Below are 15,283 nucleotides of genomic sequence, written 5' to 3' on the forward strand. Positions count from 1 at the left end.
GATGGTTTATAATTTACACAATAATTCTGCTGCTTTGTCCAAGATGTCATCATCCTTTGCAAAACAAAAGCGTAGCAATTTATCATCTCTTTTTTCCTTATAAAAAACAGAAACGGGAACAGATGCTACCTTGATCTCTTTGGTCAGTCTAATGGCCAAATTGTAATCGTATTCATCGGTAATTCTTTCATAAGAAGCGATTTGAAAAAAGCTGCCTTTTGAAGGTTTTAAGGTAAACCTGGACCCACTTAAGGCTTCATTGAATCGGTCTCTTTTCCGCTGATAGAAATCAGACAACTGTTCATAATGTTCCGGTAACCTCAGGAAGTCCGCCAGCGCATACTGCATTGGTGATACCGTACAGAAAGTGATGTATTGGTGTATGCGTTGGAATTCTTTGGTAAGGGCGGCTGGAGCCAGGCAATAGCCAATTTTCCATCCTGTGACATGGTAGGTTTTACCCACCGAATTACAAATAAAAGATTTCTCCTTTAATTCAGGATGGCTCATCATGGAATGATGAATTTCTCCATCAAAAACAATGTGTTCGTAAACTTCATCACTGATAATATAAATGTCTTTGTTACGAACAATTTCCGCTAGACTGTCGAGGTCCTCCCTGCTAAAAACTGTTCCCACAGGATTGTGAGGCGAATTGACAATAATTGCCTTTGTTTTAGGAGATACCTTGTCCTTTACTTTTTCCCAATCGATTTTAAAATCAGGTGCGTCCAAGGTTACAAATACTGGAATGCCACCATTAAGGTCAATGGCAGGAACATAACTGTCATAGGCTGGCTCCAATACGATGACCTCATCCCCTGGGTAAACTACCGCAGTGACAGCACAAAATATGGCTTCTGTGGCTCCTGAAGTGACGGTAACTTCTGTTTCAGGATCGAAGGATATTCCATAAACCTTACTTGTTTTCTCCGCTATACTTTCCCTAAAAGCAGGAACACCAGACATGGGAGCATACTGATTGTAGCCATTTTTTAGGTAGTGGCATACCAGTTCGCTTAGTTTGGGAGAACAGTCAAAACTTGGAAATCCTTGAGATAAATTATAAGCACCCTCATCTGTAGCCAGTTTGGACATTACCGTAAAAATGGTAGTGCCAACATAAGGCAATTTGGAAGGTAGTTTTTTTCCTTTTACCATAATTATTAAAAGGGAAATAAAGAATATTTTTAATTGATAGATTAGATTTATTTAAAAGCAGCAACACCTGCTCCAGCAATAATTCCATCTTCTGGAGGGGCTGCTCCACTCACGCCAATAGCGCCGATGACCTGGTCTCCTGAAATTATTGGAAGGCCGCCTTCCATTGCCAATACTCCTGGCAGGCTTTGGATATTTAATCTACCCTCCGCTACCATGTCTTCAAATTCCTTGGTTGATCTTTTGAAACTCATGGCTGTTTCACTTTTCTCTAGTGCCACATCTATACTACCGGTTTGGGTACTATCCATTCTTCTTAAGGTTACAAGGTGACCTCCTGCATCAACAATTGAAATCACGACAGACCAATCGTTTGCTTTGGCTTTGGCTTCTGCAGCATCTGCAATAATTTGCGCATCTTTTAAAGTTAGCACTCTGGTGGTTTCTTGTGCATTCGCAGAATAACTGACTACGGTGAATAACAATAATAAAATTGAAAATGTTAGTTTCTGCATGTTTGAAAATTTAAGTTCTAAAACGTTTAATCTTAAATATAATTAATAAACTGCAAATCCTAAATTTTTTATATTTGCCGATGGATTTAAAGCCTTTAAAATCATGAAAACCTATCAAAAAGAAATCATATTGCCAGCCTATAGAAGGGGTTTTCACCTTATAACCAGACATATTGTGGATAACTTTCAAGAATTAAAAAAAATAGACAAAGGATTGCTCCAGGTTTGGATAAAGCATACTTCGGCAGGCTTAACGATTAATGAGAATGCGGATCCATCGGTAAGAATGGACTTTGAAACTTTTACCAATTACCTTGTACCTGAGGATTATCCCCACTTTATTCATACCATGGAAGGGCCTGATGATATGCCTGCACACTTAAAATCAAGTATTTTTGGCGTTTCCGTTCAGATTCCTGTTACCCGAGGAAAATTGAATCTTGGTATATGGCAAGGAATTTACCTTGGAGAATTTCGGAACCATGGGGGAGAGCGAAGCCTGGTGCTTACTGTCATGGGAGAATGACCATTCTTAATAAAAAATACGTAGTGAACGGCTTTTTTTTACCTTATCCACAATTTTATCCCCAAAAAATTGCCAACTGATTAAATTTCAAGATCTTGGATAGTGCCAGTGTGCGTTCTGACTGTTTGATAAAATTAAAAGCAGCCAATCCTGTAGTCTGTTAGGAGACTGAAATGTGTTGGAGAGCTTGCTTTTAATGGGGGTAACGTCACCATCTTGGGGATTGATCCAATAGGCAACAGAATCATTTAATACGGCCTTTTTTAACCTCAATTTTATTTTATTGCCATTGGGCTGGTACAGGAGTATACAACTTTGATCTGTAGTTGTCAAGGCCATTTTTTTTGGCTTCAATGGCCAATTAATCCCAGCGAATATTTTTCGAGAGCTAAGCATTTGTTGCCAAGGTAGACTCTCAAATACCAGCCGTAGGATTTTCATCTGCCTGGCCCCGGGGAGATCAAGTGCATCTTTCCAGGAAAGATGGGCACCAAATAAAGGGGTAGTATTGGCAGCATGCATTTGCCAGACTTCATTGCAGCCATAGGTATATCCCGCAGCACCAGACAGCATGCTCCAATAAGCAGATAATCTTACATCTGATGCATCTAGTCTTTGAAAATTCCACTTGTTCAATAAATTGGGTATGTTTTCATAACCTGGTTCCCCATTGATAACGGGTCTCACAGGTTGCCTGTTTCTGGCCTTGTTCACAACAGTGTATTCCCGGAAGTTTTTCTGGTGTCTGGATTGGAACATGTCCACTTGCAACCAAGGGGCTTTACCAAAAACATCACTGGCTATTACACCTCCGTTGGGATGGTAAGTGATCAGGCTATCCTTGTCAAATTCACGAATTCCTTCCGCCATTTGATGAATAATGGCTTCGTCTTCTTTGTCTTGGGGAATTCTGTCTCCACCCAAAACCCAGACGATGTGCTGGTGCTTTGCATAACGCCTGGCCAAAGCAGAACCAAAACCCCTTGCATTTTCAGGCGTAAAAACCTCAGGGCCAATACCCCATTTTTTATTGTACTTATCTCCCCAGGTAGGCAATAGGGCAAGGTACAAACCCATTTCTTTGGCCAGGTCTATTACCTGATCTACATGGCTGAAATAAGCTTCGTTTGGTTGACTGGGATCTAAATCTTTTAACGGAAGATCGCCATTGGCATTTGGCACGGTCAGGCCGTCCAATTCAGCCAATATAACAGTTTGAATGATGGTAAAACCCTTTGCCACCCGGTTTTGAAAATAGAATTGGGTTTCGGCCAAGGTTAGCCTGTGGATAAGTTCCCAGGCTGTATCTCCCAGCCAGAAGAAAGGGTCTCCATTCTGCTTGGTTAAGTAGCGTCCATTTTCGCTGATCTTAAGGGCAGGAAGATTCGTTTTCATTACAAATGTTGCATCCAATTAATGCAGCTATTTGGCCATCCTTTTTGAGTGCCTTCTTTGTTGAGAGAGAGAGAATAACCATGCTGTCCTACAGGGTACAAATGCATCTCTGTAGGGATTTGCTTGGAGACAAGACCTTCATAAAACATGAGACTGTGTTTAACAGGTACTCCTGTGTCATCTTGAGAATGAAAAAGAAAAGTAGGGGGTGAATCTGCTCTTATTTGTTCTTCATTGCTGAAAAATTTGACCCATTTGGCTTCAGGATTTTTGCCTATCAGGCTATTTCTGGAACCGATATGCGTGAATTCTTCATTAAATGAGATTACGGGATAGCCCAGGATCATGAAATCGGGACGGCAAGATTGCTGCAAAATGGGGTCATCTGATCCAGGATTACCGGAATCAAAGTGAGTTCCTAAAGTGGATGCCAGGTGTCCTCCAGCCGAAAAGCCCATTATGCCAATTTTATCTGGAGCTATATTCCACTCTTCTGCATGAAGTCTAACCAATCTGATGGCCTGTTGTCCGTCGGACATAGGTACCAGATGGGGACTTGTTTGTGTTTTATCAGAAGGCAACCTGTATTTCAAAACGATACCAGCAATGCCATGACTGTTTAGCCATTTGGCAATATCAGTCCCTTCCCAATCATAGGCCAAAATACCATATCCACCACCTGGACAGATAATTACTGCCTGACCATTAGCCGAGCTTTTGGAGGGTAAAAAGACTTGTATTTGAGGAGTTTGAACATTACTGATGCGAATAATTCCATCAACCTTTGCTACTTCTTTTGCCTGTGAGACCTTTTGGAAAGGTATTTCTCCCGGGTAAATGTCCATTATTATAGATTGATTTTGGGCACTTAATGATCCCATTATGAAAACGAAACTAAAAATTAGAAAAAGCTGGTTCATTGAGAGGGTATGGTTTAATTTATTTAAAAGCGTTTAGCATCAGGGCTGCCCCATAGGCGGATCCTAATGGAAAATCAGAAAATTCGAGTTCATATCCTTCCAGTAGGGCATTTAGAAAACGGATAAACACCTTATTATGGACAAAACCGCCATCAATATACACCTTTTTTGTAGGTGTAGCACCTTTAGCAAGCATCAATGAGGCCACTTGCATCCTGACCAGACCAAATATCAAGTGATGATAGGCTTGTTCAAAATCGGAAAAGGAAGAAATGTCCCAATTGTTCTCAGGGAATATTTCGGCTACCAATGGTGTTCTTGCAATTGCTTCAGGATAAAACGTTCCCGAGATCTCACCGCTTAAAAGCTTATTGACTAACGTTTCATTGGGCACTATGTCTTTGTAATATTTTGGCTCTTTGCCGAAAGCCTTGTTCATTTTACTCAGCTGATTGTCCAATTCATAACCAAGGAAAAAACGACTGGCTTTAACAGTCTTGCCATGGATGGATAGAAAATTCAAGCAATCATTTTGTAGTTCTTTGAAGGTCAACTCTCTTTTAGGGAAAGGGTTAAGAGATATGCTCCAGGTACCTGTGGAAATCAGTAGAAATGGTTCTTTGATTTTGATCAAATAAGAGGCCAGCGCAGAGGAAGAGTCATGAATACCAACGCCTATTTTCACTTTCTGACCACAGATTTCTTTTTCAAAACTATGGTTAGTAGGTACTTGACGGGGTAATTTCTCAGCAATTCCTTCTTCATACACCCATTTATGATAGTCTCCCTTGGGGAAATCCCACATTTTGGTGTGGCAGCCGATTGAGGTAGGTTCAGTTACGGCTTCACCAGTAAATAGATAGGAAATGTATTGAGGGAGATGTAAGGCGTATTTGATTTTTTTGAATACCTCCGGCTTTTTCCTTTTTAGCCAGTACAACTGCAGACCAGAATTAAGCATGCCTAGTGTAGGGGAGGCTGTAATCTGATTGATGCTTTCTTCAGGGTATTTCTCGTAGAATTCTTTGTGAACATCCTCAGGGAAATCCTTGAGGTAGTTGTAAATTGGGGTAACAGGCTTGCCATCTTCTCCAATAGAGACGAAGGTGGCCCCATAAGTGGAGAAATTCAATGCCTTTATCTCATATTGAGGGTCTTGGCATAATTTCTCCACAGTTTCCTTTGCCCATGTGGTGATTTTTTCTAAATCATCACACTCAAACCCGTCGTCATCTTTAATGGTCGGAAACTGTACATATTCTTCTTTGATCTCATTTAGATTTTCATCAAAGAGGAAAAATTTCTTGTTTGTTTTTCCTATATCAAAAATGGCGGTTACCGGAATGGGCATTGTCGTCTTGTATTTTATTGAATGTATTGATTTAACTTATAAACCGGTAGCAAGTGTTTTGGCTCCTCTTTCTTTGACCAGTTGCTTTCTGACAGCCAGGTCCCTGTATACTTCTACTGGGGATAGGGCAGCGTCTGCCTGTAATCTGGCTTCTGCGATCAATGGTCTCAAATCTGTTCGGAAGGCATTTTGCAAGATTTCCTGTGCCAATACGGCATCATTTTCTTCCCTTGCATTTTCCAATGCAACCCGATCTACTGTCAAGGCCTGCGCATAGGCCAATTGGATGGCTTCTACTGATTGTAGCAAGTCTTCCATGGGGTCTTTCAGGTTGTGACTAGCATCTATCATCCAGGCAGGTGAAGGGTTTTTAGAAGCCTTGTCTTCCATGCCTTCTACCAGTTCGTTAAATATCAGAAACAATTGGTAAGGTTTCATGGCACCTACGGTCAGGTCATCATCACCAAACTTGGAATCATTGAAGTGAAATCCTCCCAGTTTACCTTGCATCATTAGGGTAGCCACTATTTGCTCAATATTCGTATTGGGCAGGTGGTGACCCAAATCTACCAAAGTAAAAGCCCTATCACCAAGTTGGGAAGCCAGTAAATGAGAGGTTCCCCAATCTTGAATGACGGTATGGTAAAAGTAAGGTTCATAAGGTTTGTATTCCACAAACATTTTCCAATCCGAAGGCATTCCCTGATAGATGTCTTTTAGAGAATTTAGGGTTCTTTGTAGTGCTTTTCGGAAATTCATCTGTCCAGGAAAGGAAGAGCCATCTGCCAACCAAACCGTTAAAGCTTTGGATCCAAGTTTATCTCCATACTTAATCACTTCCAGATTATGGTCAATGGCTTGTTGCCTTACCTTGCTGTCTGTGTGACACAAAGAGCCAAACTTATAAGAATGCTCCTGATCGGGTTGATCTTGGAAAGTATTGGAATTGACGGCATCGAACAGTAAATTGTGGGAGGCTGCGTGAGCCTTTACCGCTTCAATATCGCCAGGTATGTCCCAGGGAATATGAAGAGAAATAGCACCAGATCCAGCATTCAATGCATGAATAAGGCCTACATCATCAATTTTTTCTTCAAGCGATCTGGGTTCACCACCGCCGGGGAATCTGGCAAATCGTGTGCCTCCTGTCCCAAGGGCCCAGCTAGGAATGGCGATTTGAAATTCCTGGATCTTTTGAATAAGTTGATCAGGATCCAGTCCTTTGGTGGTTAATTTATTGCTTAGATACTCAAAACTCTCCCGGTGGTCCGGGAGAGCGTTGTTATTGATAGTATTGATTTGATTTTTATCAATTCTCATGGGAATGCATTATCTGACAAAGGCAGCAGCAACTCCACCGTCAACGTTTAAAATATTTCCGGTACTCTTGCTCAAATGACCTCCTACAAATGCAAAAACGCCATTTGCAATATCATCTACAGATATAATTTCATTCATGATCGTACGCTTGGCATAGAAAGCAGGTAGCTCTTCTACAGAAATTCCGTAAGCTTTGGCTCTGCCTTTGGCCCACTCGCCTTCCCATATTTTACTGCCTTCAATCACTGCATCAGGATTGACAACATTCACACGGATCTTGTCAGGTCCAAGTTCAGCTGCAAGCAATCTACTCATGTGTACTTGAGCGGCTTTAGCAGTACCATAACCCACGTTATTTGGTCCGGAAACCAAAGCGTTTTTACTCGCAATATTTACGATGTCTCCACCCTTATTTTGAGCTCTCAAGATCGCAACAGCAGTTTTAGAAACAGCAAATTGACCTTTTACCAATACAGCTTGAAGAATGTCCCAATCCTTCTCAGTGGTTTGTGCGATTGGTTTAGAGATGGCAAGACCTGCACAGTTGACAATGATGTCAACGCCACCAAATTTAAGACAAGCCGCTTTAAGGGCTACTTCTATGTCCTCCATTTTGGTTACATCCATTAAGGCTCCTGAGCCAGTGTCTTTGCCATAGGTAGCAAGGGCTTTGTCAAGGTTGTCTTTGTTGATGTCTGTGATAAATACACATGCACCTTCTTGCGCCATTTTATCGGCAATTGCTTTACCAATTCCACCGGCTCCACCTGTAACAAAGGCCACTTTTCTGGAAAGGGGTTGTTCCTTAGGCATTCTTTGAAGCTTTGCTTCTTCCAATAGCCAATACTCAATGTCAAATGCTTCTTGCAATGGCAAGGATACATAAGAAGAAACGGCTTCCGCACCTTTCATCACATTGATGGCATTGGTGTAAAATTCGCTAGCTACTCTAGCCGTTTGTTTGTTTTTGGCGTAAGAGAACATACCTACGCCAGGCCATAAAATAACCACTGGATTAGAATCCCTTATACCAGGACTGTTGTCACGCTTGTGGTCATTGTAATACTTGGTATAATATTGCCTGTAAGCTTCAAATTCTTTTTCGAGATAGGCTTTTATCTCTGTCATGTCCGAAAGATCCGTGTCAGCAGCTATTTCCAATACCAAAGGTCTGATTTTGGTTCTTAAGAAGTGATCAGGACAGCTTGTTCCAAGAGGAGCAAGTTTCTCAAGGTCATTGCTATTGATAAACTCTAATACCCTTTCATCATCAGAGAAATGTCCAACCATGCGGTTAAAACCTGAGGCAAGACCTCTTAAGTGAGGAGCAATGATAGAAGCTTGTTCTTTTCTTTCTTCAGCTGGCAAAGAAGTAACTTTCTGGCCACCAAATACCGGACGGCTTTTGCCATAGTTGTCTTCTAAATATTGAGAAGCTTTGTCGATTACCTGAAGGCTATTGATATAGCATTCGTAAGCAGTATCTCCCCAAGTGAAAAGACCATGTCCTCCGAGCATAATGCCTCGAATTCCAGGATTGGCCTTAAGCGCTTTGTCTAGTTGTAGTGCCAAGTCGAAACCTGGTCTTTGCCAGGGAACCCAAGCAATTTGGCCTCCGAATAATTCGTTTGTAATTTTTTCTCCATCCTTAGCTGCTGCAATGGCAATGGCGGAATCAGGGTGGAGGTGATCAATGTGTTTGAAAGGCAATACAGCATGCAAAGGAGTATCTATGGAAGGAGCTTTGGAGTCCAGGTCATAGATGCAATGGTTGAAAAGGGCCACCATTTCATCTTCAAATTCCAAACCTCTGTACACATTTTTAAGTGCAAGTAACTTGTCCATATACAATCCCGCAAGTCCGCTTCTTTTCAATGTTCCGATGTCTCCACCAGAACCCTTGATCCACATTATTTCGGTGTCTTCTTTTGTAAGTGGGTCTTTTTCTATAGTCTTACAGCTTGTGTTTCCACCTCCGTAATTGGTGATTCTCAGATCTGCTCCCAAAATATTTGAGCGATAAAGCAATAGTGCTACTTGATCGTCTCCTAAAGCTTTCGCTTTTTCATCATCCCATAGATAATCTACGTGCTTAAAAGTGTCTTTTGTAATTGCCATATTGTTATTTAATAAATTTAAATTCTTAGTAATATTTAGCGAATATACTTCATTCAATGAAATTAACTGTCCTGTTCTATGCTGTTTGGAGTGCAATTCCTTTGGAAATGAATCGGGAATAAGCCAAAAAACTATGTTTTTCCACTTATAAAACCATTGATTAGAATAATTTGGTGTTAAAATCAGACAATGATAAGATATTATTGTTTTTTGTTAATCATTATTTAACTCGAAATCTAATGCGTTGAAAAAGTAACGGTAAGTAGCTATGCCAGGCATAAGAATTGTCTCTAATTTTATTAAAAAGGCCAGAATACTATACTACTAAAATCAGAAAACAAGCGGAAATCAGCTTAAAAAAATGGAGCTAGGGAAAAAGTCTTTCACCATTTTGCCGTAATTCTTTTGTTTGTTCCGTAGCTACTCTAATATTTTGACCTCCTTGGTTCATAAGATCTTATACAAGATCGTAGGGATTGCCCAATTTGGCTAATGCAGTTTTTCAACTGATTTCAATGCATCATTTTGTGCTTAATTTTGACTTTTTGCCTGAGCATCTTGGATCATTTCTTGGTTTGCACTGATAGCCATTTCTACTCTTCTATTTTGTGCTCTCCCTTCAGCTGTACTGTTGTCATATCTTGGGGTGCTTTGCCCAAATGCTTCAATATTAAATCTCGAATAGGATACACCTTTATCGCTTAAGTATTGAGCTACTGAATCTGCTCGTTTTTGGGATAACTGTAGGTTATAGTCTTCCTTTCCGGTATTGTCTGTATGGCCTTGTATAGAAATATTTGTATCAGGGAATTCCATTAAAATTTTGGCAACACCGTCTAGGTTTTGCTTGGAAGTAGCCGTTAAATCCGATTTGTTTGTTGCAAAGTTTACACCACTATTTTCACCAAAAATCACATGAATTCCTTCACCTACACGCTCTACTTCTGCTCCTGGGATCGCCTCTTCTATTTTCCTGGCTTGTTTGTCCATTACGTTCCCAATAATTCCTCCGCTGGCGCCACCAATTGCTGCCCCAATGAGCGCTCCTTTTAGATTTCCCTGAATGATTCCACCTGCAATTGCACCTGCCGCTACACCAATACCAGCGCCTTTTTGCGTGCTATTTGCATTTTTTACCGCATTACAGTTAAATAAAAGCAAAGCAAAAGCAATTGCTATGGTCGATCTCATTTTTCCTTTCATGTCTAGCGATTTAGTTTTGTAATTGTTATTTGATTAAAGTACTACATTGTCTGAGATCTTTGACATACTCATTTCGACAGTAAAAGGTTTCCCTTGATACTCCACGTCCAATTCAATTTTCATATTGTTTTGATTTAAACTTTTAACTTTCATTCGATAACCGCTATTCATTGGATCTAGCGATTTATTTTTGTCGTCAGTATATTTGAACTGGATGTAGCGTTGTGTATCTGAATCAAAAAAGGACCATCGTATACGCGCTGTTGTTGATTCGCAATTTGAGGAATTCGATGTTGTAGTGAATTTCCCGGTATAATTGTTAGGGATGAACATCCATATACTATTTTTAAAACAATAAGAGTCTGCTATGTCGAACATGAATGCTTTATAAGTACCTTCTGCTCCAAAAAATTCCAATTGATCCACCTGCCATTCACCTTTTAATGCTTTTTTGCCTGCAACACCGTTAAAGTCCTTTGTTGATCCGCAGCTTACAAGTATCAAAATTAGACCAAGTGTGATAAGTTTTTTCATAATAGCTATCTTTAATTCATTACTAAACCCAGAATTTTCCAAATTTAACTCGAATTATGCAATAGACAATCTATTTCATGAGGTAATCCCTTCAAAATTACAGGCCAGTTTGCAAACTAAGGGTATTTAACAATGTCTTCGACCCCGGCTTTTAAAATGCTTGTTTTATTGCGGAAACTAAGGCTAATAATTGGATAACTATTTCACCCAATAATACTTTAAAAAATACAGGTGAAAAGCCATTTTTCGCGACTAAACTGAGTACGTCTTAATTTATAAAAAACCTTTTTCTAAAACTTAGAGGTAGTTTGAGAGGAGAAAGGGTGTGGTAGTCCCAATACAATGGGACCGCCACACCCTTTTCCTACTCAGCCCTTAAAAAGGTTCCTAGTGACATTTTGATAGGTACTTAACGTGATTATTTAATTTTTCATTTTGATTTACTCATTTTTAAATAATCCAGGAGTTCTACAGACAACCAATCTTCGAACTGGTACATGTACATCTAAATCGATGGTTTTTTCCAAAGTCCAAAACTCGTGTGGTACGATTTCCGGAAACACAATGACTTCGCCCGCTGAAACAATAACAAACTCCTCCTTACCATCTATAATCGTCTTGATTTTAACCTTACCAGCCCTGATGTAGGTTATTTGTTCGTTCGGTTGTCCGTGCTACGGAATATGCGCTCCTTATTTAAACACTTAATTCCACTAGAATAGAATAACAGTTTTGCCTATAGATTTACTTGATTCTTGTAATTCATGGGCCTTCTTTAAATTCTCTACGGTAAATCCTTCTAGCGTTGTAGCTAAGGTTGATTTTATCGTTCCATTGTCTAATAATTCTGCAACATGATTTAAAATTTCGTGTTGCCTATCCATGTCTTCCGTGTTGAACATGGAGCGGGTGTACATTAATTCCCAGGAAAAAGTGATACTCTTAGCTTTCATGATGTTTAAATATAAAGGCTTACTGCTTTCAGTAATAGAAACAATGTGTCCTTGAGGTTTTATGATTTCTGCAGCTGTTTCCCAATAGCCTTCCAAGTCAACGAAGTCTAAAATGTAATTGACCTGAGAGTGACCTATTTTATCCAATTCTTCTTTTAAGTGATGGTGATTTACCACAAAGTCTGCACCTAAATCTTTGCACCATTGAATTGAATCTGGTCTTGAGGCGGTCGCTATAACTGTTAGATCCGAAAGTTTTTTGGCCAATTGAATGGCAATTGAACCAACACCACCAGCACCTGCTAAAATTAATATGGTTTTGCCCTTGTCTTTTTCAGGGTTAAATTTTATTCTATCAAAAATGGCTTCGTAAGCAGTTAAGCTTGTCAATGGCATTGCAGCAGCTTCAGCAATGGTTAGGTTTTTTGGTTTATGGCCTACAATGCGTTCGTCTACCAATTGAAATGCTGTGTTGCTCCCACTTCTAGTGATATCGCCAGCATAATATACTGCGTCGCCTACTTTAAATCGTGTAGCTTTTTCTCCAACTGCCTCGACAATTCCTACTGCATCCCAACCAATAATTTTTGGGGTTTCCAAAACTTCATCCTTGGCAGCATTCTGTCTTATTTTAAAATCTACTGGGTTTACAGAATTTGCCTGCACTTTTACCAGCAAATCAAATCCTTTAGGACTTGGTTTTTCAGTTTCAAATGAAATAAAACTGTTTTGTTCATTTATCGGTAATGATTGTTTAAATCCTATAGCTTTCATATTATTATTTGTTTTTAGTTGTGATTGTATAACCAGCTTTTGGTTAGTCTACTTTTGCTTTATTGAAATCAATTTTATTGGTCTATGCCTAAGCATGAAAAGGCCTGCGCTAGGTTTGCCTTATAAAATAGAACGAATTAATCCACCTTCTACCCGAATGGCTGCCCCGTTCGTAGCAGAGGCCAAATTACTCGAGTAATACACAATGGTGTTTGCTATCTCCTCTACAGAAGCAAATCGCACTATTAAAGAGCTTGGACGCATGTCTTTAAAGAAATTGGCCTCTACCTCTTCTTCTGTGAGATTATCTGCTTTGGCCAGATCTTTAATAAACCCGGTAACACCTTCAGATTTTGTGGGACCAGGCAAAATAGCGTTCACCGTAACATTTGTCCCTTTAGTTAGTTCTGCCAAGCCTCTACTCACGGCCAATTGGGCGGTTTTAGTCATTCCATAATGAATCATTTCATCGGGAATAAATACAGCAGATTCACTGGAAATAAAGAGGATGCGTCCCCAGTTTTTCTTCAGCATTTTAGGGAAATAATGTCGTGCCAAGCGAATACCACTCATTACATTGACTTCAAAAAACCGAAACCAATCTTCATCTGGAATATTCACAAATGCCTTTGGCTCAAAAATCCCAGTGTTATTCACTAAAATATCTACTTCGGGAACCTCTTTTAACAGTCTATTAATGTCTTCAACCTTAGAGAAATCAGCTGCAATACCAGAAACGTTTTCGTTTTTAGTATTTGCTTTTAATTGAGTGACAGCTTCCTTTACTCTTTCTTCTGTTCTTCCATTAATAATAACCGTAGCACCTTCGTTTAAAAAACGTTCTGCGGTTGCGAATCCTATACCTGCAGTAGAACCACTGATTAATGCAACTTTACCTTTAATTTTTAAGTCCATTTTATATTATTTTAAGCTTTTTTATTTCCATTTAATACTACATCCCATACTTGGGTGTTGGTCTATAGTCACTTTTTCACCGGCCAATAGAGCATCCAATGCACTGGATAAGTCTTTTCCCGTTGGTCGGCCCACTCCTGGTCTGGTTTCATCAAAACGACCTCGATAGGCACATTCTAAATTACCATTGAACACAAAAAAATCTGGTGTACATTCAGCATTGTAGGCTTTGGCTACTTCTTGCGTGGCATCATACAAATACGGAAAAGTATACCCTATCATTTTTGCTATTTTGGTCATGTATTTAGGTCCATCTTCAGGACTGTAATCAATATCATTGCTGCTTATAGCAATAAATTGAACGCCTTTAGCTTGGTAAATATTTGCGATTTCTACCAATTTTGAATTTATGTGATGCACAAATGGACAGTGATTACAAATAAAAACAACCACTGTTGCGGTATCCGATTTTACTTCGGACAGGGATACTGTTTTGCCAGATACGGTATCGGGTAAAGTGAAATCAGGTGCTTTTGACCCCAATTCCATCAAATTTGAATAGGTTAAAGACATACTATATTTTTTATAGTTACAAATGTAAGTATAGTATTTTACCATTGCAATAACGGTCAAAAAGGATAGTTTAATCCGAGACGGGAATGAGTCCTACTATTATGCAATGGAATCGATTTAAAATCAGTTGCTTCTTGGCTGTTTCCGAATTGCCATAATGGCATTTCAACGAAGTCTTCAATCAGGCCCATTGAGAATTTAAAAAAATGATTATCTGTACTGAGACCTGGCATGTGAAAAGGTTGTCTTAAAGTTAATTTTTATGACAATGCGAATTCATTTTTTGGCTGTTAAGATAAATAAAAAGGGAGGCCATTCTTCTTGGATACGGATTACAGGGTTTTTTCTGCAAAATTACAACCTACAATCCTGAGGATTAAGGTTAAATATTGAACTCGGAGAATCAACTTGGAGAAGAATTGGAAGGTAGCTTTGAGATACCCAGTCTACGTTCCCAGAGGAGTCTGGGGAGCCTTTAGGGCTGGCAGTAGGTTTTATTGATGGTTTTCTGCTAATGCTACCAAAACCTTAATTGCTTTCTCGGCGTCTTTTTTGTCAACAAAAATATGATCGTGATAATATCCTGCAATTACATTACAGCTTATGTCATTTTTTGCTAATTCCGTAGAAAATATGGCTGTCAAACCTACTGCATCAAGAGAGGAGTGAATCATAAGTGTAATCCAGGAAGCAATGTACTCATAGCTCAAATTTAGCTCGTCTGCTTTGGCTTTTTCAATAACGATGGTGGTACCTTCCTTTTCTTTGAATTCGCAGATGGTATGTTTTCGGTCGACCTTACTAAGGTCTTTGACAGTTGAAAAGACATATTCTCCTTGGTTCAGCTTTGGCGTCATGCCTTTTATTAATTGAGATAAATTTGTTTCTCCTCCCATTTAATTCTTTCCTTATTTTAATTAAATGTACGAACTTTCATTAAAAACTGTGCTCCAGCACAGCAATGTTCGTTTTTTAAGAAATTCATGAACACCATTGGAAAACAATTCAATCAGTTTATGCCACAT

At 39.4% G+C, this 15,283-nt stretch carries 14 protein-coding genes; 1 reads left to right on the forward strand and 13 read right to left on the reverse strand.

Annotation, left to right across the window (positions count from 1 at the left end; translation table 11 throughout):
- Window positions 1-6: 6 nt before the first annotated feature.
- Window positions 7-1,161 (reverse strand): methionine aminotransferase, encoded by a 1,155-nt coding sequence (locus tag AC0L7T_RS01490; RefSeq protein ID WP_473340603.1) that lies wholly within the window; start codon window positions 1,159-1,161, stop codon window positions 7-9.
- A gap of 47 nt (window positions 1,162-1,208) precedes the next feature.
- On the reverse strand, window positions 1,209-1,676 hold the full coding sequence (locus tag AC0L7T_RS01495) for a GlcG/HbpS family heme-binding protein (protein ID WP_473340605.1): 468 nt from the start codon (window positions 1,674-1,676) through the stop codon (window positions 1,209-1,211).
- A 103-nt stretch (window positions 1,677-1,779) separates the two neighbouring features.
- Here AC0L7T_RS01495 and AC0L7T_RS01500 point away from each other — a divergent pair, with 103 nt between their 5' ends.
- On the forward strand, window positions 1,780-2,202 hold the full coding sequence (locus AC0L7T_RS01500) for a secondary thiamine-phosphate synthase enzyme YjbQ (protein ID WP_473340607.1): 423 nt from the start codon (window positions 1,780-1,782) through the stop codon (window positions 2,200-2,202).
- An 87-nt stretch (window positions 2,203-2,289) separates the two neighbouring features.
- Here AC0L7T_RS01500 and AC0L7T_RS01505 read toward each other — a convergent pair whose 3' ends face one another.
- The 11 genes from AC0L7T_RS01505 to AC0L7T_RS01555 all read right to left on the reverse strand — a co-directional run bounded on the left by AC0L7T_RS01505 (window position 2,290) and on the right by AC0L7T_RS01555 (window position 15,154).
- Entirely contained in the window at window positions 2,290-3,597 is a 1,308-nt protein-coding gene (locus tag AC0L7T_RS01505; protein WP_473340609.1) for a glycoside hydrolase family 140 protein, read from the reverse strand.
- Window positions 3,597-4,478 carry an alpha/beta hydrolase gene (locus AC0L7T_RS01510; protein WP_473340611.1) on the reverse strand — a complete coding sequence of 294 codons (882 nt, stop codon included), beginning with the start codon at window positions 4,476-4,478 and terminating at the stop codon, window positions 3,597-3,599. Before AC0L7T_RS01510 ends, AC0L7T_RS01505 begins: the two co-directional genes overlap by 1 nt.
- A gap of 58 nt (window positions 4,479-4,536) precedes the next feature.
- Window positions 4,537-5,868: an FGGY-family carbohydrate kinase gene (locus AC0L7T_RS01515; RefSeq protein WP_473340613.1), complete on the reverse strand. Its 1,332-nt coding sequence runs from the start codon at window positions 5,866-5,868 to the stop codon at window positions 4,537-4,539.
- 36 nt (window positions 5,869-5,904) lie between these two features.
- A complete protein-coding gene (locus AC0L7T_RS01520; protein WP_473340615.1) occupies window positions 5,905-7,188 on the reverse strand; it encodes a sugar isomerase in 1,284 nt (427 codons plus the stop codon).
- 9 nt (window positions 7,189-7,197) lie between these two features.
- Window positions 7,198-9,306, reverse strand: coding sequence for a bifunctional aldolase/short-chain dehydrogenase (locus AC0L7T_RS01525; RefSeq protein WP_473340617.1), 2,109 nt, complete (start codon window positions 9,304-9,306; stop codon window positions 7,198-7,200).
- A 531-nt stretch (window positions 9,307-9,837) separates the two neighbouring features.
- Window positions 9,838-10,509 carry a YiaD family glycine zipper/OmpA-like lipoprotein gene (locus AC0L7T_RS01530; RefSeq protein WP_473340619.1) on the reverse strand — a complete coding sequence of 224 codons (672 nt, stop codon included), beginning with the start codon at window positions 10,507-10,509 and terminating at the stop codon, window positions 9,838-9,840.
- A gap of 33 nt (window positions 10,510-10,542) precedes the next feature.
- Complete coding sequence (locus AC0L7T_RS01535) at window positions 10,543-11,043, reverse strand: hypothetical protein (protein ID WP_473340621.1); 501 nt, start codon at window positions 11,041-11,043, stop codon at window positions 10,543-10,545.
- A gap of 713 nt (window positions 11,044-11,756) precedes the next feature.
- Entirely contained in the window at window positions 11,757-12,770 is a 1,014-nt protein-coding gene (locus tag AC0L7T_RS01540; RefSeq protein ID WP_473340623.1) for a zinc-binding alcohol dehydrogenase family protein, read from the reverse strand.
- A gap of 120 nt (window positions 12,771-12,890) precedes the next feature.
- Entirely contained in the window at window positions 12,891-13,685 is a 795-nt protein-coding gene (locus tag AC0L7T_RS01545) for an SDR family NAD(P)-dependent oxidoreductase (RefSeq protein WP_473340625.1), read from the reverse strand.
- A 21-nt stretch (window positions 13,686-13,706) separates the two neighbouring features.
- Window positions 13,707-14,258 (reverse strand): thioredoxin family protein, encoded by a 552-nt coding sequence (locus AC0L7T_RS01550; RefSeq protein WP_473340626.1) that lies wholly within the window; start codon window positions 14,256-14,258, stop codon window positions 13,707-13,709.
- Between the two features lie 494 nt (window positions 14,259-14,752).
- Window positions 14,753-15,154 carry an ACT domain-containing protein gene (locus AC0L7T_RS01555; protein WP_473340628.1) on the reverse strand — a complete coding sequence of 134 codons (402 nt, stop codon included), beginning with the start codon at window positions 15,152-15,154 and terminating at the stop codon, window positions 14,753-14,755.
- Window positions 15,155-15,283 lie beyond the last annotated feature (129 nt).

This window comes from Cyclobacterium sp. 10D3-21 (assembly GCF_055809755.1).

Bases quoted from the DNA above. Each gene is read 5' to 3' on its own strand.
- AC0L7T_RS01500 (WP_473340607.1), top strand. From the start codon at position 1,780: ATGAAAACCTATCAAAAAGAAATCATATTGCCAGCCTATAGAAGGGGT.
- AC0L7T_RS01550 (WP_473340626.1), bottom strand. From the start codon at position 14,258: ATGTCTTTAACCTATTCAAATTTGATGGAATTGGGGTCAAAAGCACCT.
- AC0L7T_RS01535 (WP_473340621.1), bottom strand. From the start codon at position 11,043: ATGAAAAAACTTATCACACTTGGTCTAATTTTGATACTTGTAAGCTGC.
- AC0L7T_RS01490 (WP_473340603.1), bottom strand. From the start codon at position 1,161: ATGGTAAAAGGAAAAAAACTACCTTCCAAATTGCCTTATGTTGGCACT.
- AC0L7T_RS01540 (WP_473340623.1), bottom strand. From the start codon at position 12,770: ATGAAAGCTATAGGATTTAAACAATCATTACCGATAAATGAACAAAAC.
- AC0L7T_RS01505 (WP_473340609.1), bottom strand. From the start codon at position 3,597: ATGAAAACGAATCTTCCTGCCCTTAAGATCAGCGAAAATGGACGCTAC.
- AC0L7T_RS01525 (WP_473340617.1), bottom strand. From the start codon at position 9,306: ATGGCAATTACAAAAGACACTTTTAAGCACGTAGATTATCTATGGGAT.
- AC0L7T_RS01495 (WP_473340605.1), bottom strand. From the start codon at position 1,676: ATGCAGAAACTAACATTTTCAATTTTATTATTGTTATTCACCGTAGTC.
- AC0L7T_RS01510 (WP_473340611.1), bottom strand. From the start codon at position 4,478: ATGGGATCATTAAGTGCCCAAAATCAATCTATAATAATGGACATTTAC.
- AC0L7T_RS01545 (WP_473340625.1), bottom strand. From the start codon at position 13,685: ATGGACTTAAAAATTAAAGGTAAAGTTGCATTAATCAGTGGTTCTACT.
- AC0L7T_RS01555 (WP_473340628.1), bottom strand. From the start codon at position 15,154: ATGGGAGGAGAAACAAATTTATCTCAATTAATAAAAGGCATGACGCCA.
- AC0L7T_RS01530 (WP_473340619.1), bottom strand. From the start codon at position 10,509: ATGAAAGGAAAAATGAGATCGACCATAGCAATTGCTTTTGCTTTGCTT.
- AC0L7T_RS01520 (WP_473340615.1), bottom strand. From the start codon at position 7,188: ATGAGAATTGATAAAAATCAAATCAATACTATCAATAACAACGCTCTC.
- AC0L7T_RS01515 (WP_473340613.1), bottom strand. From the start codon at position 5,868: ATGCCCATTCCGGTAACCGCCATTTTTGATATAGGAAAAACAAACAAG.